The sequence below is a fragment of the Chryseobacterium sp. CFS15 genome (assembly GCF_031118795.1).
In the GTDB taxonomy this organism is placed as follows: domain Bacteria; phylum Bacteroidota; class Bacteroidia; order Flavobacteriales; family Weeksellaceae; genus Chryseobacterium; species Chryseobacterium indoltheticum.
In genome coordinates this window covers 107,163-132,107 of record NZ_JAVHYL010000008.1, presented here as the reverse complement: position 1 = coordinate 132,107, position 24,945 = coordinate 107,163, and the positions used below count along the sequence as shown (strand labels likewise).

Sequence of the window (24,945 nt, the reverse complement as noted above, 5' to 3'; positions counted from 1 at the left end):
TTTCTTAACTTTATATTTAATAAATCACCGCCAAAGTTCTATCATCATGATTTCCTTTGCTCCAGAAATCCATCCAGGAAAGTAATTGTTCATCGATTGTTTCATCATTTTGGAAATCAACCTTCACTTCATCTTCATTTTGACCATCTAAATCTTCAAAAAAAGCTTTCCAGCTTTCTATGTCTTCCAGTTTATTTTCGGTGATAAATTTTGGATCGTAAATTCCATCGGTCATTAAAACCAATTTAGAAAAATCTTTAGCATGCGTAATTTTGAAACGTGAAGAAATAGTATCATCAAAAATTTCATTCATTGTGATAAAACGAGTTCCGCCTCCAAATTCGCCGACATCCATTGTGTTCAGCAATTTTACATCAGAAAAATCTTCGTTGATCAGATTAATCGGGCAATCACCTACTCCAAAACTTAAAATAATATATCCAAAATCAAACTTTTTAATCAAAGCAAAAATTAAAGTGGAATGCAAATCTTTCAACGTCACAAAATGTTCTTCTGCTTTATCTTTTAATGTTTTAAAAGTATCAGAAACTCCTTGATAAAGAATTTTTATAATGTTTTGTTTCGCTTCTGAATTCTCATTTTCTAAATTGAAAATTTTATTGAGATGAATATCAAGTTCGGTTAAAACTTCTGTATTTTTAAAATAATCGTTGATTGATTGAGTTGCCAATTCAGAACCATATCTCGCCAATTGTGCCGAACCAGCCCCATCGGAAACCGAAATAATATTCCAGGAATTGGGCAATTCATTTACCGCAAAATCATCATCTCTGAATTTTCCTTCATGCGCGTGAGAGCGACCTCTTTGTGAAGCGATCACAATTTTTTTATCTGAAAAATTTCCTTTAAATTTTGCTTCATCTGCTTTGTGAAAAGGCGCTTCTTTATCCGAAGGAATATTTTTCCACAAATCTTTGGGATCTGCGTTGACGAAAAGTTGAGCTTTTTTAAATTCAGAATTTTCTTCGTCGTTAATATGAAAAAATTCGATCTTCAAATCATAAGTATCGCTTTCAAAAGGAATTCCTTTGATTGTGTTTTCTTCAAAATTTAAACCAGCTAATTCCAGTCCGGAAATATTTTTAATTCTGATATTCGGAAATTGCGCCATCGGAAAAACAAATTCGTATTTCTTTTTGGAATGTGCATTGGTAATCGGAAAAAATGCATCGGCAAATTCTTCTCTTTCTTTATAAATGATTGCTTCGTGCATAATTTTGTTCTGAGCTTCTATAATCAGCTGTACATGAGTTTGAATCTCCGTCTGGGTCAGCAGCTTTGAAATCACTTTATCCATCGTTTTATTGTCTTGGATATTATGATTTTCCAAAATCTGCCTGATTGTATTTTCCATTTAGCCTAAAGTTCGGTTGATATCAAACCCTTCATTGCTGAACCCGTAATGATCGCCAGTTCCGCACCAAGGACATTCGTTGTAGCCTTCGCCTTTTAAACAGTGAATTCCACCACACGAACAAGTCGCCAAAGCAATCGGATTGGCACAATGCGGACAAGACGGAGCACCATGAAGTTCTTCTACAGAAATTTTCTGACTGCTTTTCTGTGCCGAAGAAAGTCGGTAATACGAAGCATCATCTATTCTGTACGTTCCTTCCAATCGGTAATATCGGGTTTGCATTCCTGCAATTCCGGAGTCGGTAAATGCTTTTTTATATTTAATTAAATATGATTTCTTCGAGTCTGAACATTTTCCATTCAGCACTACAAAATTATTATCGGGAAATCTTTGTTGAGCTTCGGGATCAACTTTTTCTAAAATACTGTGATCGATTTTAGATAGATTAATTCCTTCTTTATTGGCTTCCGTCACACTCTGACTTGTCGTCTTAATAGAATCGGTCACCCATTTGAAAAACTCTTTGTAAGAATTTTCAGAATTGTTATTAAACAACAAAACGTTATCTGAAAACGAACCCAACAATTTATGATTGGTATTTTCACCAATGGATATTGCAATCGTATTTTGTTTTCCGTGATAGTTTTTATTCCATTTTTCGATGGCAATTTGTGCATCATCAGTCGGTACACCGTCTGTAAAAAGAAAAACAAGAGGTTTCCAATCACCTTTTCTATCGTAAGTGGTTTTTACAATGTCTTTATCGATACAATCCATTACTTTAAAGAGACCTTTCGCCAAGGAAGTCCCGCTTCCTACAGGAATTTTCGGCGGATAAAATGAAATAATATCCTGCAACGGCGTAATCACTTCTGCTTCACCGGCAAAACCAACAACGGAAATCCAGACGGTTTCTAATGAATACGGATCTTTTTTTAGTTCTCTTACAATGGTTGAAATACCTTCCTGAACCTGATCAATCGGCTCGCCAATCATCGATTCGGAAATATCTACCAAAAAATAAATGGGAAGTCTTCTCATCATTTTTAATTTTAGAAGATTTTAAATTTAACCATTAAGGTTCTATTAAGGATTTAAGAATATTAAGTTTTGGCTTCGCTTTTAGCAGCTTTCTTTTCAAAAAATCTATTTGATTTTTCTTAGTGAAACGTAACTTTTTAAATCATCTTAATGGTTTGATTTTTTATAATTTTTAGTAACAGATTTTAAATAATAATATTCAATTCTGATGGTGGTGGCGGAAGGCTGATGCTTTCGCCTGTTCCTTGTGATTTACCGCCCATGGTTATGGATGAACTTACCCATTTGAAAAACGAAGATAAAGTTGCTGCGTCTGTCGTATCGAGTTTTACCACATTATCGGTGAGTTCTTTCAGGAAGCTTTCATCAGCTTTTGGACCTGCAGCACATCCAACAATGACACCGAAATCCATATTTTTAATTACAGGAATCATCTGTCTGTATTTTTGAATATCTGAAGGTTTACCGTCGGTAAAAATAAAAAGAAGAGGCTTCCAGTCGCCTTTTACTTCAGTTGATCCTTTAATTAAATCTACCTGAAGTAATGCTGAAACCAATTCCAAGGCTGCTCCTGTGTGAGTTGGACCGCTATCGGGACACGTGATTTCCATTGGGTGAAAACTCGCCAGATCGACCATCGGAATAATATTTTTTACTTCACGATCGAAAGTAGTGACACTTAAATACAATGTATCCATCGCTTGCGGATCTGAGCGGAGCGCACTTATTAATCCGTTGAAACCATTGTTCAGCGCCTGAATGGGTTCGCCATTCATCGAGCCGGAAGTATCCAGCAGAAAATACGCTAATAATCTTCTGTTCATTTTGCGACAGTATTATTTGAAAGATTTAATTAAAAATTTGAAAATCCATCAAAATTAAGTTCCTTTAAATATTTAAGAAAATCAATTTTGATGGAATATTTTTTATAAAAATTTTATTAATTAATAAGAATAGTTTTTAAGAATATCTACAAAACTGTCGGTGTGATTGGGTTCACCTAAAGCACGGAATTTCCAGTCGCCGTTGTGTCTGTAAGCCTCAGCGAAAACCATAGAACACATTCCGTTCATGCTTGCATCGCCCGAAAGACTGTATTTTGTAATTTCTTTTCCTCTTGCATCAACCGCACGGATAAATGCATTATCAATCATCCCAAAATGCTGATTATTTTTTCTGCCCATATAAATGGTTACTACAAAGATGATTTTTTGATAACGCTCGTCCAACTGTTCCAATTTTACAATAATCTGTTCATCATCACCATCACCGGCTCCGGTTCTGTTATCTCCGGTTAGCCAGATATGACCACTTGGATGCTGCATCGAATTAAAATAAATTACATCTCCTTGATACAGTCCCATTTGTCTTCCGTCATTAGTCTGAACCGTTCTTCCTAAGTTGGCAACTTTTCCGTTTCCATCAAGAAGAAAAGCAACTGCATCCAAATCATATTCTGCTTCTTTACTGAACATTTTTCCGAAAAAACCTCCTTGCTTACGAACATCCCATCCTAAACCGATGGTTACCTGAGACAGGTCATAAACACTTTCTCCACGGTCGTTTTTCCTTAAATCTATCGTTTGACCTTTTTGTAAATTAATTGCCATTTTTAATATCTTTTTTGTGTTGTTTTAAATTTTGTTTTTTATTTGATGATTTGACCTTTGTAATATTTCTCTAAAAAGAAACCAAGATCTGCTCGGTATCCAATGCCTGAAGCTTCAAATTTCCAGCTTCCATTTCTTTTGTAAAGACGTCCGAATTCTACACCTGTTTCAATAGAAAAATCTTCATCTAATTCATATTTTGCAATTTCCTGATGGTTATTATTATCAACAACTCTGATGTACGAGTTTCTTACCATTCCGAAGTTTTGTTTTTTTCTTTCGAAATCTTCGATCGTTACCACAAAAAGAATTTCTTCCACTCTTGGATCTACTTTTTCAAGATCGATAACAATCGCTTCATCATCGTCTCCATCGCTACTTTTTCCATCGGGATCATCTCCTGTATGTTGTAAAGCTCCGTCCGGAGAATTCAAATTATTATAAAAAACAAAATACTCGTCACCAACAAGCTTTCTGTCGGAGTCAATCATAATTGCTGAAGCATCCAAATCAAAAGTACCACCTGCATGACTCTCATTCGGATCCCATCCTAAACCGATTGTCATTTTTGTAAGCCCTAATTCTATTTTTTGCCCTTTCTGTAAATTAATCGCCATAATCTATAAATATAATTTTTCCCTTAAGATAGATTTGATTTTTGAATTAACCAAATTAATGATAAAAAGTCATACAGTTTTAAACTTTTTTTAATATTTGATAAAATTTTTAAGCAAAAAAAAATCCCGCTTCAAATGAAACAGGATTTATATATTTAAAATAAGTAATTTTATTTTTCAGTAATAGTATTACGCGCTTTTGCCAACATCGGAATGGAAATTAATCCCATTACCAACATAACCACGATCTGTAACGGAAGCGAGATAAATGAATACGTCAAACCCATTTCGCCACCAAACTCAGCACTTTTGCCCATTGCAAGAAATAATGCCATAAAACCATATTTCATAGCAAGATTAAAGGCACCAATTCCGCCACTTGCAGGAATGATCATTCCCAAAGTTCCTACAACGATAATGAAAAAACCGTCTGCGAAAGTAAAATCTGATGTTTCAGGCAATGCAAAACAAACCAGATAGGCTGCAAAATAATAAGAAACCCAAATTCCTATAGTATATAGAATGAACTTTCCTTTTTCTTTAAGTTTGAAAATCGAGGTAAGACCTAATAGAATACCATCAATAAAACCGATTATTTTACCAAGAACAGGAACATTAACAAATTTATTTTTAAAAACAAAAAATAAAACTCCTGCTACAGCCAATCCTCCAATAACAATAAGTATTTTATTTGGATTAATATTGATCCCTGAATTTTTATAGAAAGCCAAGATGGCATCATATTTAAATATTAAGGTCAATCCTAAAAATCCCAACATGCAGATCAAATCAACCACTCTTTCCAGAATAATTGTTCCAAAAGATTTATCTACAGGAACTTTTTCAACACCATATAAAGCAGTCGCTCTCGCTACTTCTCCACTTCTCGGGATTGTAAGATTCATCAGATAGCCGAAAGACAAAGACCAAAGTGCATTAGAACTCGAGATCTTATGTCCCATCGGTTCTAATAATAAATTCCAACGAATGGCCCTGAACCAATAGGCTAAAAGTGCAAATACAGCAGCAAAAGCTACCCAAAGGTAATTTGCTTTAGCCAATGATTTTTGAACGACTTTAAAATCGAATCCTCTAAGTGCCAACCACAAAAAAAAGCCTGCAAAAGCAAGCGAAATTACTATGGTGAGAAAAGATTTTAAAGTTTTATTAGATTTCTTCTCCATATCTTAAGTAAGAAGATTGGTTTTTTCGTCCGGGAAAACTATTTTCGGCTGAAACTCCTGTGCTTCCTCTGGAGTCATCTGTGCATAAGCGATGATAATGATAATGTCATCACGCTGTACTTTTCTTGCAGCAGGACCATTAAGGCAAACCTCACCAGATTTTCTTTTTCCTTTGATCACGTATGTATCAAAACGTTCTCCGTTGTTGACATTAACGATATAAACTCTTTCTCCGACTACCAAACCGGCAGCTTCGATAAGATCTTCGTCAATGGTAATACTTCCAATATAATTAAGGTCTGAAGCCGTAACTCGTACCCTGTGAATTTTAGATTTAAATACTTCTATTAACATGGTGCAAATTTATTAATAATATTTAATAAAATCATTTTAAAATAAAAATTACAACTATCATAAATTGAGGTGATTAATTTTATTCAAACTAAATTATCTATATTTATTTTACAAACTTAACAAGCATATCATAAAAAAAATCAATTCTTGATACTAAATTAGGAATTTAATAAATGTAAAATCAAATAATGTAAATTTAGGAAAGTCAATATACATAAGTAGTTGGCATGATTTTAGTTCCTCGAAACGTAGATTTTTCGTAAAAACATGAATTATCAAATTTTAATTGATTTTGAGAAATTGTAAAAAAAATCAATAAGTTTTTACAAAAAATTTGCACAATTTGAAAATTGTTTTAAATTTGCTTTTATAACTAACTAACTTTTAATATTAAAAATTATGAACAAGTCTGAATTAATCGACGCCATCGCAAAAGACGCAGGTATTACTAAAGTTGCTGCAAAAGCTGCATTAGAATCATTTATCTCTAACGTAACTACTACTTTGAAGACAAAAGAAGGAAAAGTGTCTCTAGTAGGTTTCGGTACTTTCTCAGTATCTGAAAGAGCGGCTAGACAAGGTATTAACCCTGCAACTAAAAAACCAATTAACATCGAAGCTAAAACTGTTGCCAAATTTAAAGCAGGTGCAGACTTATCTGCTGCTGTTGCTACAGCAAATGCTCCTGCAGCTGGTAAAAAGAAAAAATAATCTTTTGATTATAAAAAAGAAAACCTCATCATATGATGGGGTTTTTTTATTGCAACTAATGACGCAACATTTTAATAATCAAATTATGGCGCCAATCGGGAAATTTTCCAGTCGATATCTTCTAATGTATAGATAATTCTGTCATGCAACCTGTTGGGTCTTCCCTGCCAAAACTCTATTTCGTAAGGTTTTGCGATATAACCGCCCCAATTTTCAGGTCTTGGAACTTCTTTATTTTCATACTCTTGTTCTAATACTTTTAATTTTTCTTCTAAAAATTTTCTGTTGGGAATTTCCTGACTTTGAGGTGAAACAGCTGCACCTAGCTGACTTCCTTTCGGTCTTGAATGAAAATAACCGTCACTCAGATTCTCAGCAATTTTTTCAAGATCTGCTTTGATGATAATCTGTCTTTCTAAACCTGGCCAGAAAAAATGAAGACAGGCTTTGTGCGTTTTTTCGATCGCTTTCCCTTTTCTACTATCGTAATTGGTATAAAAAATAAAACCTTCGTAAGTATATTCTTTTAATAAAACCATTCTTGTACGCGGACAACCATCTTCCTCCAACGTAGAAACCGCCATTGCATTGGCTTCAGAAATCGAAGGATTTTCTGACGCATCCAAGAACCAGTCTCTGAATTGCTCAATCGGGTTCTCTTTAATCTCAGTTTCAATAAGTTGAGATTTTTCGTAGATTTTTCTTTTATCGTGGAGGTTTTCCATAAATAATTTTTATTAAATTTGAGTATGAATTACTCATACAAAGGTAAAATATTAATTTCCACACCTGATATTTCCGGCGATATTTTTTCGAGATCGGTCGTGCTGATTATAGATCACACCGAAGATGGAGCATTTGGCTTGATCCTTAATAAGAAGAACAGCAAAATGAGTAATCGTTTCAAGAATTTTTTTGATTTTGATATTGAAGTTTATGATGGCGGGCCTGTAGAAAACGACAAAGTTTTTTTTATTATTAAAGGAAAAAAAGTAACTGAAAATTTCACGGCCATTAACGATGAATATTACCTTACAGAAGATATTGAACTGATTATAAATGCTGTTTTGCAGAATGAAATCAGCATTCAGGATGTAAAAATATTTTCAGGATATTCGGGATGGTCTGCCTCACAGCTGGAAAATGAAGTTTTGCAAAAAGTATGGACGGTTGTAGATGTTTATAACCTAGATTACACACTTCCCAATGATCATACATTATGGAAATCGATTATGCAAAACCTTGGTGGCGAGTTTCTTCTGTGGGCAAATGCACCTGAAGACATTTCCCTAAATTAATCATTACTTCACAATGAAGCGATTTAAAATTTAACAAAGTTTTAAGCTTTTCTTGTATAATTTTTAAGATACTTTTCACGTTCTTTGATAACTCTTAAATAATTAATCATGAAAGCATTAAAATTACTAGCTGTATCGTTCGCATCTGCTGCAATGCTTTCTTTCTCAACCGAAACCAAAAAGATTATCGTAATAGACGCCGGACATGGCGGAAATGATTTTGGAGCCACTATGAATGGTGTTTCAGAAAAAGATATGGTTTTAAATATCGCTCGGCAAATCAAAAAAGCAAGTGATAAAGACGGTACATATGAGGTGATTTTAACAAGAAGCGAGGATACCAGCACCAAACTTACAGAGCGTACGGAACAAATCAACAAGCTAAATCCTGAAATGGTCATTTCGCTTCACATCAACAGAACTCCTGAAGCAAACACCAATAAAAGCGGTCACGAAATTTTCATTCAGAAAACTTCAGAATCAAAATCTTTAGCTGAAAAATTATCTGCAAAATTGGGAGAATGCAGCATTAAAGAAGAAAATCTGCATATCCTGAGAAACTCAAAATCTCCTGCGGTGTTGGTTGAATTAGGCTACATCAACAATATAAAAGAAAGAGAATATATGAACAGCAGCGACGGGCAAAGAGAAATTGCTCAGAAATTTGCTGATTTCATCAACGAACAATAGTAAAAAATACAGTTTCTGATCTTAATCAGAATAAAACCCGGTAAAGGACTTTAAATGTTGTTTACCGGGTTTGTCAATTTTAGAAACTATTTCTCCAGCTTTCAACCAATTCGGTGAAGCGGGCGTTTTCAAAAGTTTTATTTCTAATTTTCTTTACAGAAAAGATTCCTTTTTCATCTGAAATCAACAGAATTTCTTCCGCTTTCTGAGATTCAAAAGCAATAATTTCATGTTCCTGTGTATCGGCAAGATTATTTTTGTGTAAAAAGGTCACAAAATTCTCCAGCAAAGGCGAAATATAAGCTCCTTCCGACTGTTTGGGTATCTTGATAAAATCTCCTTCTAGGAACAAAAGATTTCCGCTTGTAGAACGGGCAATACGCTTGTTTGGATTTAATAAAATCACGTCATCCAAATCATTTTCCTGAGCGTAAATTCCACCATAAATATTTTCCGGACAATGAACTCTGATGTTACTCAAAAGATTATTATTAACATTGATCTCCTTAATTAAATCTAATTCTAAAGGTCTTTGATGAATAGAAAGAACATCATCCATCTCATCTACTTCAAAATAATATGAAACAGATGATTTAGATAAAATAGCTCCGTCTGAATTTCTGAATACAAGGAAATTGATAATTCCGTTTTGAACTGCTTCGCCTTCGATTACTTTTGCATTAAAAAGATTCTGAAAAAACTCCAGCGTATAACTAAGAGGAATATTCATTCTCATTTTTCTCATGGAAGCCATTAAAAAGAAATAGCATTCTTCATCCATGATTAATTTTGAATTTCTGATAAAGAAAGAAACCTTCACAGCATCTCCGGAAAGAAATGCACGGTTTTTCAGTTCAAGTTCGTCAGATGTAAAATAGGTATTTTTCAAAATTTAATTCTTTTAAAAAAAAATAATGAACGATAAATCGTTCATCAGTTTTGTTCATTAAACAGTACCGCTGAATTAAGCTGCACCTAATTTTATTCTAAGGTTTTCTATAAGATTTTCCCAGTACATTGCATTTTCTTCCTCATCACCTTCTTCACAAAAATCTGTAATATTTAAAGCTAGATCTTCTGTAATATCATCAATTGTAATAGTCATTTCGAAGAAATTTTTTGTTCCTTCGTCTTCTTCCCATCTGTAACGTACGAAACCTTCAGGCTTATATCTGATTAAAGTAGCCTTTTCAGCAGGACCTCCACCCCAACTGAAAAAGAAATCATCGCCTTTCTCTATCACCTCATCCGCAAACCATTCAGACAATCCCTCGGCAGTTGCCAAATATTCATACAAAATCTCTGAAAGACAGTGCATTGGGAATTCGTAATGGACTTTATGTTTCGCCATATAACTTGTTTTTAACGTCACGCAATATATAAATTAATTTTTTTATTACGCAAAATTCTATCTATATTTTTATGATTTTTATCAGAAATATTTCCATTGCTTCAAAATGAAATTTAATAGTGGTTTTTAAAAGTAAATTACATCAAAAAACGTCAAGAAAAAGTATGGTTTTATAGATTGATATTTCTACTCTTCTTCATTTAAAACATCAAGAATAATCTTACATCCTTCTGTAATTTCTTCTTTAGAAATAGTAAGCGGCGGCGAAATTCTCAGGTATTCATTTCGGTACAACTGCCAGAAAACAATAAGACCTTTTTCCATACATTTCTTGGCAACATTGAGTGTAAATTCGGGAGTTCCAAGATTTACAGCAAGCATCAACCCTTTACCGTTTATGTTTTTTATTTTAGGATGAACCAAAAGTTCTCTGTATAACTTTTCTTTTTCATCAACTTCATTCATTAACCCGCTTTCTAAAACTTCCTTTAATGTTGCATGTGAAGCTGCAGCAATCAGAGGATTTCCGCCAAAAGTTGTGATATGACCTAATTTGGGAGAATGAGAAAGCGTTTCCATTATTTTTTTAGAACTCATAAATGCTCCGACAGGAACACCACCGCCCATTCCTTTTCCCATCACCAAAATATCGGGAACGATACCGAAATGCTCAAAAGAAAAGAGTTTTCCTGTTCGTCCAAAACCCGGTTGAATTTCATCTAAAATAAGAAGCGCACCTACTTCTTCGCATCTCTTTTTTAGATTAATTAAATAATCAGTATCCGGAACTAAAAATCCCGCGGCTCCTTGAATGGTTTCAAGAAGTACACAGGCTGTTTTTTCTGTAATTTTATCGAAATCGTTTTCATTATTAAACTCAATAAAAGAAACCATCGGCAATAAAGGCCGGAATTCTCTTTTGTGGATTTCATTTCCAGAAACACTTAATGCACCGTGTGTATTGCCATGATAAGAGTTTTTGAAAGAGACAATTTCTTCTCTTCCGGTATATCTTTTTGCTAATTTTAAACTTCCGTCGATTGCTTCTGCACCGCTGTTGACCAAATAAGTAATTTCTAAAGGATCAGGAGTTGCTTCAGCTAATAATCGGCACAATTCTACAGGCTTTTCCTGAGCATATTCGCCATACACCATCACATGAAGATATTTATCAGCCTGCTCTTTAATAGCATTAACTATTTTCGGGTGCGAATGCCCCAAAGTATTTGCAGAAACCCCTGCTACAAAATCGAGATATTTTCTTCCGTCTTTTCCAAAAATATAGCTTCCTTCTGCTTTTTCTACTTCAAAACCTGCTGCAAATTGCGTCGTTTGAGCCTGATATTTAAAAAAATCGTTTTGCATTTCCATTGTATGAAAAATTTTAGGCAAAGCTAAAAAACATTCATCAGATGCAGAAATTTAAACTCTAATAATAAAGCCAAACGAAAAAGAAAACAGGGAAAATATTAAAAAAAATCCAAACATTTTGAAGATCTGCATATTAGCAGGTTTTTATTGATGCGCATAAGTTTGGTAAACCATGCGCATGAATTGGATAACTCATACGCATCATTTTATAAGTTTATACGTATGAATTCATAACTAAGTAGAAGATTAACCATTTTCAAGGTTTTAAACTTTAACAAGGCTCTCCAAAACAAGCAAATATTTACAAAAGAAAAAGACCAGCTTCAAAAACTGGTCTTTTATATTATTTATTTTCTTACCCTTTTAGGTTTTTTAGCTTCTTCTTTAGCCTTTTCTTTCTCTGCAACTTCCTGTACTTTATTGTAAAGCGCATCGTTGGGTTCGTATTTTATCTCTTCATAATTTGGTGAGTCGACGAGAATATCCTGCCATTTCCGTATTCGGTCTTTGGTATTCCAGTTGAAATCTTCAAACTTTTTCTGCTCAGGCGAAATCTGGCTCATCGGATACGTCTTTGCAGCCGCACCAATACTGCAGGAAATAATCTGCACCTGACGCTGATCAAACAACGCACCGATAATCCCACACAATGAAACGGTAACGCCTATTCTGTCGTTAACCTTTGTTTTCTTATTAAATTCATCGGCATATGTTATTGCTTCGGCATTTCCGATTACTTTAATTTCTTTGATATCCGGTCCTTCATAATACACCGTCATCAACTTTCCTTTTACCTGATGAAATTCATCCAGAAGATTTAAAGAATCTACTTTCGCAATCGCAAAACCATTTCCTATCACTTTTAAAGAATCGATATTTTCGGTTTCTGTGTTAAAATAAGCTTCCACTTTATCACCTGTAACCTGTTTTTCGCCACTCCATAAAATTGGATCCGTATACATGTGCATAATTCCATCTGTCTCGTTGTAAGCGATAGAATCTGCTCTTCCCTGCGCATTTGATTTGTAAATTCTGGCTTTTTTGAAAGCTCTCAAGTAACTTTTCTTCTTGGTAATATCTGCGGTATCAGGCTTCTGATAAGTCAGAATTTTTTCTGATGCAAAATAAAGTGAATCTTTCTCAAAAATCTTAACAGCATAAGGCTCCTTGGTCATCATTGCTGAATCTTTCTTTTCGAAAATTTCACCATAACCACCTTTCACATATCTTTTCTCTAGAGGATCATCCAGCGTTACATTTCCTGTAGCTTTTCCAAATCCGGTGAGCTGATTGTAATACATCTCATCTCCCGTAAGAATTTTATCATTGTAATAAATCCTGGAGTTTTTCGTAAGAAAAGACTCTTTGGTATTCATATTATGAGTTCCTTTCTCGGTAATGATTCTGTTCTTTGGATTCTTATTGTTGGTAATTGTAGTATAACCGTTGATGGTGACAATGTTTGTATTTTGGTTCTGAACCACATTATCTCCTTCTAAAGTATAATCTTTATCTACAATTTTCACTCTTCCGGTAAGATCAATCACTCGGGTTGTCAAAAAATAGGTTGCCGATTTTGTATACGTTGTGCTTTTGCCATCATTGATAGTACCTCCCGTATTAAAATAAGCCTGATTAGAGACTCTGTCATAATACATAATGTCGGTCTTGATGACTGTTCCTTTAGGATCTGTAAGCACTACATTTTTTCTACCGACACCTTTTTGGGTATTTCCGTCGTATTCCATTTCCCCGGATGTAATTACAGATCCATCGCTGTTCTGAAGTTTTGTATTGCCTATCGCTTTTACAAAGTTTTCTGCATCATACATCACCACTTCATCGGCAGAAAGAATAGACCCTTGATGCTCTATGACAACGTTTCCTGTAAGATAACGATTGCCATCATATTTGGTGTCTTTATTAATTTCATCAGCGTGAATAATCTTTACCTTATTCCCGGGTTGATTTTTTGGAGGCTGATTTTTGACAGGATTTTGTAAATAAGGATCTCGTTGCACAGGTTTTGGGGCAACCTGAGCAAGAGCAAACGAAGAAATAAATAAGAATAGAAAAAGAATCAGTCTCATTGATTAATCATTCTTAGTGCCATAAAAATACAGCGAATGAGAATCAATTTTTACGCCGAAAGCTCCTTCTATAGCTTCCTTAATTCCTTGAATTCTAGGGTCGCAGAATTCGATAATTTCTTCAATCTCTTTATCTGAATCTTTTTTGTAAATCACCAAATGATCATGTTGCTTATCAAAATAAGATTTCTCATACGAAGATGAAGTCAACGTTTTTTCACCAAACTGATGTTTACGAATCAAGCCTGCATCAAGGAAAATCTCGATAGTGTTGTAAATCGTAGCTTTAGAAACATGATATTTCTTCTGCATCATCAGAAGATACAGATCATCTACATTGAAGTGATGATCCATATTATAGATCTCCTCCAGAATCGTGTATCGTTCAGGCGTATTACGAAAGCCTTTTTCAAGTAAATAATTTCGTAAAACGTCTTTTATTAAAGCTATATTTTTTTCTTTTTGTAAAGTATCCATTAAAAAATTTATTACTACAAATTTATCGATTTTTATTTAAATCAATATCATGTATTTAAGCTCTGTAATGCAAGTATTAAAAATTTGATCTTCGGTATTCCGACTGTTGAATCTTACTGCTTGAGATGGTTTCTTCCGTTAGTGGCGCCGATTCTACGACAACGTTGTGTGAAGTAACCCCCCAAGATTTGAAGTCATCACTCCCTATATATTTAACAAAATTATAAATATTTAACGTTATTTTTTGTTTTACCGTTAATAGAATATCGTTAATATAGGTGTTATCTATGATCACATACTTCAAATCTGGCGGAATATTGTGAGCCCTTAAAGAAGGATGACTGCTTCGCGATGGAATTGTACCGTCTGCCATAAGATCTTTCAGAACCATATTAAAATAATCATTGATTCTGCGATCAACTTTAAATCCTAAAAGGAAATTGATTTTATAGATTGTTCCCGGCAAAATCTCATCAACACTGTATTTGAAAGTATAAGGATCTTCCTGATTGACTATGCTCAAAATAAAATAATGATCTGCTCTTTTCGGCTGTTTTTTGATAATCGAATAAATAATTTTCGATTCTATTTCATCATTACGCTTTGCACGGCTAAGATAGGCAAGATTGGTACAATATTTTGGTATTGTCTCATCGAGCTTCATATCTTTAATTATAGAGACGTATTTATCAATTTTCACATAGCTTGTAAAGTTCGATTTTAATAGCCTTCCGTTGTACCATGCATACATACAAACTGCAATAAAACCACCCAAAACTACCGTAAGCCAACCGCCATCGAAGAATTTAATCACATTAGCATAGAAGAAACCCGATTCCAGGAAAAGATAAATGGCAACAAAGCCAAAAAGGAACACTTTATTAAGTCTCGTCCGGCTTAACCAATACGTTAATAAGATAGTGGTCATCAGCATTGTTATGGTTATCGTTAAACCATACGCTGCTTCCATGTGCTCTGATTTCTGGAAGAAAACAACAACAATAAAACAGAAAAACATCAATCCCCAATTGATTCTTGGGATATACATTTGTCCTTTTACTCCCGAAGGATATTCGATATGTTGATTAGGCCAGAATGAAATTGACATTGCTTCCGAAAACATCGTAAACGAACCTGTTATTACAGCCTGACTCGCAATAATTGCCGCTAAAGTTGCCAAAATCACTCCCGGTAAGACCGCCCATTCAGGCATGATTCCAAAGAAAGGATTGACACCCGTGAAAACTTGCTGGTAATTATCTAATAACCAAGCACCCTGTCCTAAATAATTCAAAATCAGCATTAATTTAACAAAAATCCAGCTTACACGGATATTTTTTGCTCCACAATGCCCAAGATCCGAATATAAAGCTTCAGCTCCGGTTGTACATAAAAACACAGCACCCATAATTACAATCGCACTTGGCGAATGGGTAATCAGGTTATAAGCATATACGGGGTTGAATGCTTTTAAAATTTCGATATGATCAAAAATATGCATTGATCCGAAACCTCCCAAAACCAAAAACCACGTCACCATAATCGGTCCGAAGAATTTCCCAATGGAAGCGGTTCCGAATTGCTGTACGACGAAAACGATAAAGAGAATAAAAAGTGTAATGAAAACAACCGGCGTATCAGGATTGTAGATTTTTAGTCCTTCAATCGCAGACATTACTGTAAGAGAAGGTGTAATCACACTATCGGCGACCAAAGTGGATGCTCCGATGATGGCGACGACATAGAGCCACTTCTTTTTCAGTTTTTTAACTAAAGAATATAAAGCTAAAATCCCACCTTCACCACGGTTATCTGCTTTAAGAGCGATAATCACATATTTTAAAGTCGTCTGAAGTGTCAAAGTCCAGATAATACACGAAAGTGCACCTTCAATATAAGTGTCGAAAGGCATCGTTGAGCCATCTTTCCTTGCATTGACAATTGCTTTCATTACGTAAAGCGGTGATGTACCGATGTCTCCGAAAACAATCCCCAGAGAAACAATAACTCCTACAAATGAAAGCTTTTTAAGGTCTATATGATGACCTCCTTCTGTAACTTCTGCCATGTCAGCTAATTATTTTGAAAGCGCAAATGTATACTAAATTTATGACCCTCAACTAAAATAGTCATGCATTGTATAAATGAAAAAACTTCCTTTCGGAAGTTTTTTTCTATAATCGTATCATAATTATTTAACGTACATCGCTTTTTTGATTTCCTCTTTTACTTTCTCAAGTTTCGGGAACCATTCTGCGAATAAAGCTGCTGAATAAGGAGCCGGAGCATCAGGAGTAGTAATTCTCTTGATTGGCGCATCCAGATAATCAAATGCTTTCTGCTGTACCATATAAGTAATCTCTGAAGATACAGAACCAAACGGCCAAGCTTCTTCTAAAATCACCAATCTGTTTGTTTTCTTTACTGAAGCTAAAACAGTATCGAAATCTAAAGGACGAACCGTTCTTAGATCGATAACCTCAACAGAAATACCTTCTTTAGCCATATCTTCAGCTGCCTGAAGAGCTAATTTCATGATTTTCCCGAAAGAAACCAAAGTAACATCAGTACCTTCTCTTTTGATATCAGCTTTCCCTATTGGTAAGTAATATTCTTCTTCAGGAATTTCCATTTTGTCTCCGTACATCTGTTCAGATTCCATGAAAATTACCGGATCATTATCCTGAATTGCAGTTTTTAATAATCCTTTCGCATCATAAGGGTTTGAAGGAACGACTACTTTAAGACCCGGAACGTTTGCGAACCAGTTTTCAAAAGCCTGAGAATGCGTTGCTCCCAACTGACCTGCAGAAGCTGTAGGACCACGGAAAACAATCGGACAGTTCCACTGACCACCACTCATCTGACGAATTTTTGCAGCATTATTGATAATCTGATCGATACCAACAAGCGCAAAGTTGAATGTCATATATTCTACAATTGGTCTGTTACCATTCATTGCAGCGCCCACAGCGATTCCTGTAAAACCAAGTTCTGCGATAGGTGTATCGATTACGCGCTTAGCACCAAACTCATCCAACATTCCTTTAGAAGCTTTGTATGCACCATTATATTCTGCAACCTCTTCTCCCATTAGAAAAATGGATTCGTCTTTACGCATTTCCTCACTCATTGCCTGCGCAATCACTTCACGAAAAGTATATTCTGCCATATTTATTTGAAAAATTTAGAGTACAAAAATAGTGTTTTTTTATTATTTACATAACAAAAAAGACAACACATTGCTGAGTTGTCTTATATTTAATATTATTTTAAACTGTTTAGTTTACTTTTTGCCAAACCTGCGTTCTTCCTAAGAGAGAAACTCCCATATACCCTCTTACATTCAGCTTATCACCGCTTTTTGTAATGGTGCATTTGTAAGTTTTACCTGTTTTTGGATCTGTAATTGTTCCGTCTGTAAATTCATCACCGTCTTTTTCTAAACCACGAATAATTTCCAATCCCAAAATTGGTTTTCCTTTTCTGTCGTCTTTACAGCCTGTACAGTTAGGATTTGTTGGTTTTATTAATAACTGAGAAACTTTTCCGTAATATTTTCCGTCAGATTTTTTGTAAATCTCAACGATAGATTTTGCCTGCTTTGTTTCATCATCTATTGTTTTCCATTTTCCTTCGATTTGTGCAAATGACATCACACTGAATAGTGAAAGTACAAATGTTGCTAATAATTTTTTCATATTATAGAGTTTAATTTATTTATAAGATACCTAAATTCTTAATTAGTTAAAAATAGACATAAATTTTAAACACACAAACATTTTTATTATCCTTTGCATATATAACAACAGGAATACTGCTTTTTGAAATTAAACAATCAAAAAATCAATTCAGTTTTCTATTAATAACGCGGCTCATATAATCCTGATACCAGGCTTTAGCAATTTGTTTTCCTTTTTCGGTTTCTGGAGATTTTATTTTATCGTTCAGGTTATTTTCAAAACCTAAATCATTTTTATCATAAATACCGATGATATTTTTACCGTCGAATCTGTAAATATAATTTCCATAAATAAACTGCTCCGAGCTTCCGTCTGAATTTACAATCAAAGGCTGATATTTTTTCTCACTTACCAAACTTCTCCCCCAACTTCTTATTTTTTTATTATATCCAATTAAATCTGCCAACGTAGGATAAATATCGATTTGCTGCGCCAATTCATTATTCACCCCTTTCAACTGATAAGCCGGATTTGGAGAATAGAAAATCAAAGGAACTGCAAAACGGTTCATCGCTTTTTCGTATTCGGAATAATAAACCTGATTGGTATGATCTCCTGTAAACACAAAAATGGTGTTATTAAACCAAGGTTGCTTTTTAGCAGTTTCAAAATATTCTTTAATCGAATAATCGGTATACTGCATTGGTTCATGCATTTCAATATTACCTTTTTTAAATTTCCCATTATATTTTTCAGGAATTTTAAAAGGATGATGCGATGAAGCCGTAAAAACTGTCGCCATAAAAGGCTTTGATTTCCCTACATTTTTAGCAAAGTACTGCAAAAACGGCTCGTCCCAGATTGCCCACATTCCATCAAAATCTTCATTATGATTATATTCGTCTTTTCCGTAATAATGTTTAAAACCGAGAATATTTCCAAAACCTAAGAATCCCATCGAACCATTCGGAGCTCCGTGATAAAATGAAGTATCATATCCTAAATCATTACAAACCGAAACAATCGACTGAATTTTCTGATTAGAATAAGGCGAACTCGTAAATGCATCCATCAAACTCGGAATTCCCGCCAAAATACTGCTCATCCCGTGAATAGATTGTCTACCGTTGGCAAAAGTATTCGGGAAAATCAGACTTTCATTCGCCAAGCTGTCAATAAATGGCGTGTAAGAAACGTAATCTTTAATATTTTTATCTTTATTAAAAGCTCCTGAATATTCTCTACCAAAAGATTCCACAATAAAAATCACAATGTTTGGTTTATCCTGAACCTGTCTGTCGTACGTTTTATAGGTGTTGATATTTTCATCAATAAATTTCTGGTCGACAAAATGAACTTCTTTAAAATTATTAGATCCCATTGTTCTGAAAAACGAAAAAGTAGAGTTTAGAACCAAATTTCCCTGAAGCGGATTTTTCACAAATTTATTCGCATCCACTAAGTTAATGGGTCTTGTGCTGTGTTTAAAATCACCTCTGATTCCGCCAACAATTAATACCGCAGAAATACACAAAGTCACCACAGACCAAATAAAATAAGGAATAAGTTTTACCGGTTTTTTATAATTAATCTTAAATCTTTGATACAGAAAAACCCATGCAGCCATTAAAAATACAAACCAAAGAATCACAAAAGGATGTTCTGTGATAGAGACAGTAAATACTTTAAAAATATTGGTCTCGTGCTTTGCTACCTGAAATGCTGCAGAAGTAAGCCTTGCCTGAGAAAATTTATAATAAATAAAATCACCAAAATTCATGGCATACGCAATTCCGTTGGTGATAAAATACAGCCAGATTAGGAGTTTCTGATACCCGCTTTTTGTATTGATTACAAGCGGAATTAAACTTAACAAAATAAACAGAGCATTCACATATAAAATTGCTGTAAGATCAAATGCTGTCCCGTGATAAGCCAAACTCAGATAATCTGCTACGCTGTCTACTTTTATTAAATCTTTATTGAAAAACCAAAACAAAAGTCTCGCAATCTGATAAAAAACAAAAGCCAAGAAAATTCTGTAGCATAGAACGAGGATTTCTTCTTTTCTGAATTCTTTGAAAAATTTCATTTTTAAATAGTAATGTTTTTAAAAGTCAATTATTTATCGGTTGCAAAATTACGTTAAATTCATATGTAGATATTTATTTTTTTATTGGTCATATGTAATCGTCAATTATATGGCTTCATATTTTACTGTCAGTTAGAGCGATTTCACAGGATTGTAATTTTTAGTTGATATTAATTAAGGTTAAAATTTTTAAAAAATGTAATTTTGCTGCTATGAATTTCATTAAGAACAATCTGGCGAACGCCATTACGCTGGGCAACCTTTTTTCGGGCTGTATTGGTGCTGTACATTTGATTTTAGGTGATTACCAAACAACGGCAATCTGCATTATTTTGTCTTTGGTTTTAGATTTTTTCGATGGTTTTGTGGCAAGAGCTTTAAAAGCCAATTCCAATTTGGGAACCCAGCTTGATTCTTTGGCAGACATGGTAAGTTTCGGTTTTATTCCGGGATTGGCGATGTTTAAAATGTTGGAACCATTCGGAAATGAACTTTTCGGATTACAACTTCCTTTTGAAATTAAATATTTCGGATTTCTCATTACGCTTTTTTCATGTTTAAGATTGGCTATTTTTAATCTGGATGAAGAACAGAAATATTATTTTAAAGGTTTAAATACGCCATCCAATACGATTTTGGTTTTTGGTTTATTATATGCCTTCAAAGAAACTCAAAGCTTTAGTTTTCTTCTTGAAAACGAATTATATTTATTAATTTTCACGGTTGTTTCTTCTTGGATTCTTATCGGTCCAGTTAAAATGATCGCCATGAAATTCAAATCGATGAAGTTGCAGGACAACTATTCTAAATTAGCTTTGTTAATTGGCTCCATTCTTATTTTAGCGATATTTAAGATTGTCGGAATTCCGATGGTAATTCTTTATTATATTTTTATTTCGATTATCTTTCAAAAACAACTTAAATAGTTATAAATTATGAGTTATTAGAACTCATAATTCATTACTTACAACTCATAACTTAAAAAAAAATGAACTTAAAACTATACAAACCTCTTTGTGTTTTTGATCTTGAAACGACTGGAACCAACGTAGGCAAAGACCGAATTGTTGAAATCTGTATCTTAAAAGTAAATCCTGATTCTTCAAGAGAAAGCAAAACATGGAGAGTAAACCCTGAAATGCCGATTCCTGTTTCGTCAAGTGAAATCCACGGAATTTATGATGAAGACATTAAAGATTCTCCGACTTTCAAAGAAATTGCTCCGAAAATTGTTGAAATGATTTCAGGAGCCGATTTGGGAGGTTTTAATTCTAATCGTTTCGATGTTCCATTATTGGCAGAAGAATTACTTCGTGCCGAATTTGATTTTGATTTAAACAAATTCAAATTAGTGGATGCACAAACAATTTTCCACAAAAAAGAGCCCAGAAACTTAGGTGCTGCTTATCAATTTTACTGTGGCAAAACTTTAGAAAATGCCCATTCTGCGGAAGCTGATGTTTTGGCAACGTTTGAAGTTTTGGATGCGCAAGTTGGAAAATATGATGATCTTCCTAAAGAAGTTGCTGAACTCAGTGAGTTTTCTACTCAGAACAGATTTGCAGATTTAGCAGGAATGATTCATTACAACGCAAAAGATCAGGAAATTTTTGCTTTCGGAAAATACAAAGGTCAGGTTGTAAAAGAAGTTTTCCAAAAAGATTTGGGATATTTCGGATGGCTTCAAAATGCCGATTTCCCTTTGTACACGAAAAAAGTTTTCACTAAAATTCAGCTTTCAAGTAAGTTTTAATTTTTTTCTATCCGCAAAAGAGACCAAAGACTTTAATTTATTTTATAAACCTTTGTCTCTTATGTGATAAAAATATCTTAATTTTCTATAAGGTATGAAAATTGAGTTATAAAAAATTAAAAAGGATGAGCAACTTAGTTAAGTTTAAATTTTACGAAACTGCACTTGAAGCCAATCGCGACAAGCAGATTCTTGCCGAGAGCAACATCAACAGTTTTATTGCAAACGAACAATTGATACAATCTGATTGGTTGCTTTCACAGGCTGTTGGCGGAATTCAGTTACAGGTTTTTGAAGATGATTTTGAAAATGCCGAAAAAATATTAGCTGATTATCACGAAAACAACAGATTTTCTTTAGAAGTTGAACATACTGTTGAAGATCCGAAATTTGATTTTGTCTGTCCAAAATGTGGTTCAAATCACATCTATAAAGACGACAGCTCGACAAGTTTCTTCGGAATTTCTTTGCTTTCAAGCGACAGATATGTTTGTTACTATTGTGAAAATGTCTTTACGCATTAGGAAGTTGGAAGTTTGAAGATAGGTGATGGAAGTTTAAATTATTGAGGATAAATTTTGAGATCACTTCGTCGTTTCACTTCTCGTAATGACACACTTTGAAATGACACTTAAAACTCCCCTGCAAAGGAAGCGGGGCGAAAATTTCAAAGAAATTTTTGAGGGGGTGGTTTTTAAACACAACAATTTTTATTAGCCCCGATTGCAGCGACATCCTTTTGTGCAGCACAGCGTAACAAAAGATACAGCGAAAAGCGGGAAAAAGCTTCTAAAAAACATGAGTAATAAATAAAAAGATGAGTGATTCTGAGATTCCTTCTTCGCTTCACTCATCGCAATGAAAAATAAATAAATTATGAAAATAATCTGCATAGGAAGAAACTACAGCGAGCACGCAAAAGAATTGGGAAATACTATTCCCGATAAACCCGTGATCTTTATGAAACCAGACACCGCAGTTCTGAAAGGCAATGATTTTTACATCCCCGAATTCTCGAATGATGTACACTACGAACTTGAAGTAGTGGTAAAAATCTCAAAAGGCGGAAAATATATTCAGAAAGAAGCCGCTAACAAACATTATGATGAGATTGGCTTGGGAATAGATTTCACAGCAAGAGATCTTCAGAGTGATCTGAAATCTAAAGGTCTTCCTTGGGAACTGGCAAAAGGTTTTGACGGCTCTGCGGTCGTAGGGAATTTCTTTAAAAAAGAAAATTATAATCTGGAATCTCTGAATTTTTCTCTTCTAAAAAATAAAGAAGAAGTACAAAAAGGAAACTCAAAAGACATGATCTTCAGTATTGATGATATTATTGCTTTTGTATCGCAGTATTTCACATTAAGAGTGGGTGATTTGATTTTTACAGGAACTCCGGAAGGTGTAGGAAAAGTATCTGAAAATGATGTATTGGAAGCATATCTTGAAAATGAAAAAGTCTTGGATCTAAGAATTATGTAACATTATCATTTGAGTTGGTCTGTTTTTTTCATATCTTTAAAAGACTAAAATTACAAATTCAAACTTATGATTAATATTATTTTACCTGTAGATTTTGGAGAGAAAACAGATCAGCTTGTTGACGGTGCCGTAAAATTTGCCAAAGAAGTAAACGGAAAGATTTGCCTCATACATGTTGCGCCAACAGATATTGGTTTTGCCATCGGAGATATGGGATATCAGTATTTTCCGGAAGTAGAAGAAAATGAGATCAGAGAAGAATTGGTACTTCTCAATAAGATTAACCAAAAAGTTCTTGCTCATGGTGTAGAATGCGAGCATATTTTGAAGCAGGGCATCGCAAAAGATATTATCCTGGAATATTCTGACCTTAAAAACGCCAGTTACATTGTAATGGGTTCTCACGGAAGAAGTGGCATTTACGATGTTTTTGTAGGAAGTTTAACCAAAGGATTAACTAAAAGTTCAAAAATTCCGGTATTGGTTCTTCCCATTCACGAATAATTTCAGCTGAAAAAATAAAAAAGACCGATCAAAAATTTTGACCGGTCTTTTTCTATATAACCAATTAATTAACCTTCTTTTTTATAGATCGCAGGATCGTAGTAAGGGTTTTTCCCTTCTGTCGGAGAATAATACTCTTTGTCTTTGTTGTTTCCAAGATTTACTACCAAAACGTAGCACCAATATGTGAATAGTACACAGCATACTGCGAACAGAATCCAGTTTAATACGTTTCCGAAAATATCGTAGAAACCAAATGCCCATTTGAATGCATCACTCAAGAATAGAAAGAAAGACGTCATTATTTTCCTTTTTTAAATTAACTTTGCACAAATTTATAAAAAATGTTTAGATTACTTTCAAAAGAAAGCAATATTTTTTCAATTCCTGTGTATATTGGTTTTCTTCTTTTAATTGTAATATTATTTAACATACTGAATTTCAATACTTATGAGGGCATTATTGCCGGAATTACTTTTATTGGAATTGCACTGGGATATTTCTGTTTTAATGCAATAGATCTCAATTATCATACTCATTTGCCATTATTTCTCTACACATTTTTTATTTTTGGACTTTATGACGGCAGTATCGACCTTGGAATTGCCGTTGCCATTCTTACCAATTCTTTCCTCTTGCTACTTTTAACAAGTACTAATGAAGACCTCAGAAAGAAGTCATATGTTTTGGTAGGTTCTATTGTTGCGTTAAACTTTATATTTCTGCCAACCACTTGGCCGATGATGATTTTTGTACTGATTCACCTAATTGTTACTTCAGAAAGAATTGGCTTAAATATTTTCAGATTTCTATTGGGAATTATTATGATTGCGCTAAGCTATTTCTCGGTAATGTTTTTCTTTCAGTTCAACTCATGGAATACAGATTATATTCCTTTCGGAAAAATGAAAATGGTAACTGATTACTTAGACCTCTTTTCGCTGATTCCAATTGCTTTGATGCTGATCTATGCAATTTATGATCACTTTACACATTACAACAAGAAAAGCCCGGTAAGTAGATACAAATATACTTTCTTGCTCGTTTTTTCGTTAGCACAGCTTATAACCATCATTCTTTATATGGATAAGACCTATGAATATTTATTGCTTCTGGCTTTTCCGTCAACGATTATTTTAAGCCGCATGATGAAGTTTTTACCCAAATACTGGATGCAGGAAGCGAGTTTATGGTTAACTATTATAAGCTTAGTTGCTTTTAAGGCAGGTACGCATTTCAATTTATTTTAAAAAAAAGAT

At 34.1% G+C, this 24,945-nt stretch carries 27 protein-coding genes; 9 read left to right on the top strand and 18 right to left on the bottom strand.

Annotation, left to right across the window (positions count from 1 at the left end; genetic code table 11):
- Window positions 1–16 precede the first annotated feature (16 nt).
- The 7 genes from OH814_RS13845 to panD all read right to left on the bottom strand — a co-directional run bounded on the left by OH814_RS13845 (window position 17) and on the right by panD (window position 6,184).
- Window positions 17–1,375: a PP2C family serine/threonine-protein phosphatase gene (locus OH814_RS13845; protein WP_308828549.1), complete on the bottom strand. Its 1,359-nt coding sequence runs from the start codon at window positions 1,373–1,375 to the stop codon at window positions 17–19.
- Entirely contained in the window at window positions 1,376–2,419 is a 1,044-nt protein-coding gene (locus tag OH814_RS13840) for a TerY-C metal binding domain-containing protein (RefSeq protein WP_308828548.1), read from the bottom strand.
- Between the two features lie 185 nt (window positions 2,420–2,604).
- On the bottom strand, window positions 2,605–3,243 hold the full coding sequence (locus tag OH814_RS13835; protein WP_074230011.1) for a VWA domain-containing protein: 639 nt from the start codon (window positions 3,241–3,243) through the stop codon (window positions 2,605–2,607).
- A 120-nt stretch (window positions 3,244–3,363) separates the two neighbouring features.
- Window positions 3,364–4,029 carry a TerD family protein gene (locus OH814_RS13830; protein ID WP_074230012.1) on the bottom strand — a complete coding sequence of 222 codons (666 nt, stop codon included), beginning with the start codon at window positions 4,027–4,029 and terminating at the stop codon, window positions 3,364–3,366.
- A gap of 38 nt (window positions 4,030–4,067) precedes the next feature.
- On the bottom strand, window positions 4,068–4,646 hold the full coding sequence (locus OH814_RS13825; RefSeq protein WP_123886981.1) for a TerD family protein: 579 nt from the start codon (window positions 4,644–4,646) through the stop codon (window positions 4,068–4,070).
- A 170-nt stretch (window positions 4,647–4,816) separates the two neighbouring features.
- Window positions 4,817–5,830 (bottom strand): lysylphosphatidylglycerol synthase transmembrane domain-containing protein, encoded by a 1,014-nt coding sequence (locus OH814_RS13820; protein WP_201133443.1) that lies wholly within the window; start codon window positions 5,828–5,830, stop codon window positions 4,817–4,819.
- A 3-nt stretch (window positions 5,831–5,833) separates the two neighbouring features.
- Complete coding sequence (panD, locus tag OH814_RS13815; protein ID WP_066679682.1) at window positions 5,834–6,184, bottom strand: aspartate 1-decarboxylase; 351 nt, start codon at window positions 6,182–6,184, stop codon at window positions 5,834–5,836.
- A 399-nt stretch (window positions 6,185–6,583) separates the two neighbouring features.
- Here panD and OH814_RS13810 point away from each other — a divergent pair, with 399 nt between their 5' ends.
- On the top strand, window positions 6,584–6,895 hold the full coding sequence (locus tag OH814_RS13810) for an HU family DNA-binding protein (protein ID WP_076561058.1): 312 nt from the start codon (window positions 6,584–6,586) through the stop codon (window positions 6,893–6,895).
- An 83-nt stretch (window positions 6,896–6,978) separates the two neighbouring features.
- Here OH814_RS13810 and pdxH read toward each other — a convergent pair whose 3' ends face one another.
- Window positions 6,979–7,620 carry a pyridoxamine 5'-phosphate oxidase gene (pdxH, locus tag OH814_RS13805; RefSeq protein ID WP_308828547.1) on the bottom strand — a complete coding sequence of 214 codons (642 nt, stop codon included), beginning with the start codon at window positions 7,618–7,620 and terminating at the stop codon, window positions 6,979–6,981.
- 24 nt (window positions 7,621–7,644) lie between these two features.
- On the opposite strand from pdxH, the gene OH814_RS13800 reads away from it, so the two are divergent.
- Both OH814_RS13800 and OH814_RS13795 read left to right on the top strand, forming a co-directional pair.
- A complete protein-coding gene (locus OH814_RS13800) occupies window positions 7,645–8,193 on the top strand; it encodes a YqgE/AlgH family protein (RefSeq protein WP_076561056.1) in 549 nt (182 codons plus the stop codon).
- A gap of 108 nt (window positions 8,194–8,301) precedes the next feature.
- On the top strand, window positions 8,302–8,883 hold the full coding sequence (locus OH814_RS13795) for an N-acetylmuramoyl-L-alanine amidase (RefSeq protein ID WP_308828546.1): 582 nt from the start codon (window positions 8,302–8,304) through the stop codon (window positions 8,881–8,883).
- A 79-nt stretch (window positions 8,884–8,962) separates the two neighbouring features.
- Here the strand turns inward: OH814_RS13795 and OH814_RS13790 are convergent, their stop codons facing one another.
- From OH814_RS13790 to OH814_RS13750, 9 genes are all read right to left on the bottom strand, one after another.
- The gene (locus OH814_RS13790) at window positions 8,963–9,772 is read right to left on the bottom strand and encodes an aminotransferase class IV (RefSeq protein ID WP_308828545.1); all 810 of its coding nucleotides are present in this window, start codon (window positions 9,770–9,772) and stop codon (window positions 8,963–8,965) included.
- 75 nt (window positions 9,773–9,847) lie between these two features.
- Window positions 9,848–10,234, bottom strand: coding sequence for an START-like domain-containing protein (locus OH814_RS13785; protein WP_076561053.1), 387 nt, complete (start codon window positions 10,232–10,234; stop codon window positions 9,848–9,850).
- A 186-nt stretch (window positions 10,235–10,420) separates the two neighbouring features.
- Entirely contained in the window at window positions 10,421–11,599 is a 1,179-nt protein-coding gene (locus tag OH814_RS13780) for an aspartate aminotransferase family protein (protein WP_308828605.1), read from the bottom strand.
- 353 nt (window positions 11,600–11,952) lie between these two features.
- Window positions 11,953–13,695 (bottom strand): OstA-like protein, encoded by a 1,743-nt coding sequence (locus OH814_RS13775; protein WP_076561052.1) that lies wholly within the window; start codon window positions 13,693–13,695, stop codon window positions 11,953–11,955.
- Window positions 13,696–13,698: 3 nt separating this feature from the next.
- Entirely contained in the window at window positions 13,699–14,172 is a 474-nt protein-coding gene (locus tag OH814_RS13770) for a Fur family transcriptional regulator (RefSeq protein ID WP_047399628.1), read from the bottom strand.
- Between the two features lie 76 nt (window positions 14,173–14,248).
- Window positions 14,249–16,240: a KUP/HAK/KT family potassium transporter gene (locus OH814_RS13765; RefSeq protein ID WP_308828544.1), complete on the bottom strand. Its 1,992-nt coding sequence runs from the start codon at window positions 16,238–16,240 to the stop codon at window positions 14,249–14,251.
- 123 nt (window positions 16,241–16,363) lie between these two features.
- Window positions 16,364–17,344, bottom strand: a complete 981-nt coding sequence (locus tag OH814_RS13760; protein ID WP_115621302.1) for a pyruvate dehydrogenase complex E1 component subunit beta — start codon at window positions 17,342–17,344, stop codon at window positions 16,364–16,366.
- A gap of 109 nt (window positions 17,345–17,453) precedes the next feature.
- Entirely contained in the window at window positions 17,454–17,873 is a 420-nt protein-coding gene (locus OH814_RS13755) for a DUF2147 domain-containing protein (protein WP_076561049.1), read from the bottom strand.
- Window positions 17,874–18,018: 145 nt separating this feature from the next.
- Window positions 18,019–19,947 (bottom strand): sulfatase-like hydrolase/transferase, encoded by a 1,929-nt coding sequence (locus OH814_RS13750; protein WP_308828543.1) that lies wholly within the window; start codon window positions 19,945–19,947, stop codon window positions 18,019–18,021.
- A 212-nt stretch (window positions 19,948–20,159) separates the two neighbouring features.
- On the opposite strand from OH814_RS13750, the gene OH814_RS13745 reads away from it, so the two are divergent.
- The 5 genes from OH814_RS13745 to OH814_RS13725 all read left to right on the top strand — a co-directional run bounded on the left by OH814_RS13745 (window position 20,160) and on the right by OH814_RS13725 (window position 23,686).
- Window positions 20,160–20,873 (top strand): CDP-alcohol phosphatidyltransferase family protein, encoded by a 714-nt coding sequence (locus tag OH814_RS13745; RefSeq protein WP_308828542.1) that lies wholly within the window; start codon window positions 20,160–20,162, stop codon window positions 20,871–20,873.
- A 62-nt stretch (window positions 20,874–20,935) separates the two neighbouring features.
- The gene (locus tag OH814_RS13740) at window positions 20,936–21,700 is read left to right on the top strand and encodes a 3'-5' exonuclease (RefSeq protein WP_308828541.1); all 765 of its coding nucleotides are present in this window, start codon (window positions 20,936–20,938) and stop codon (window positions 21,698–21,700) included.
- Between the two features lie 125 nt (window positions 21,701–21,825).
- The gene (locus tag OH814_RS13735) at window positions 21,826–22,224 is read left to right on the top strand and encodes a putative signal transducing protein (RefSeq protein WP_308828540.1); all 399 of its coding nucleotides are present in this window, start codon (window positions 21,826–21,828) and stop codon (window positions 22,222–22,224) included.
- Window positions 22,225–22,576: 352 nt separating this feature from the next.
- Window positions 22,577–23,182 (top strand): fumarylacetoacetate hydrolase family protein, encoded by a 606-nt coding sequence (locus OH814_RS13730; RefSeq protein ID WP_308828539.1) that lies wholly within the window; start codon window positions 22,577–22,579, stop codon window positions 23,180–23,182.
- 66 nt (window positions 23,183–23,248) lie between these two features.
- Complete coding sequence (locus tag OH814_RS13725) at window positions 23,249–23,686, top strand: universal stress protein (protein ID WP_115949949.1); 438 nt, start codon at window positions 23,249–23,251, stop codon at window positions 23,684–23,686.
- Window positions 23,687–23,754: 68 nt separating this feature from the next.
- Here the strand turns inward: OH814_RS13725 and OH814_RS13720 are convergent, their stop codons facing one another.
- Window positions 23,755–23,988, bottom strand: coding sequence for a hypothetical protein (locus tag OH814_RS13720; protein WP_076561042.1), 234 nt, complete (start codon window positions 23,986–23,988; stop codon window positions 23,755–23,757).
- Between the two features lie 42 nt (window positions 23,989–24,030).
- On the opposite strand from OH814_RS13720, the gene OH814_RS13715 reads away from it, so the two are divergent.
- Entirely contained in the window at window positions 24,031–24,936 is a 906-nt protein-coding gene (locus OH814_RS13715) for a DUF6427 family protein (RefSeq protein ID WP_308828538.1), read from the top strand.
- Window positions 24,937–24,945 lie beyond the last annotated feature (9 nt).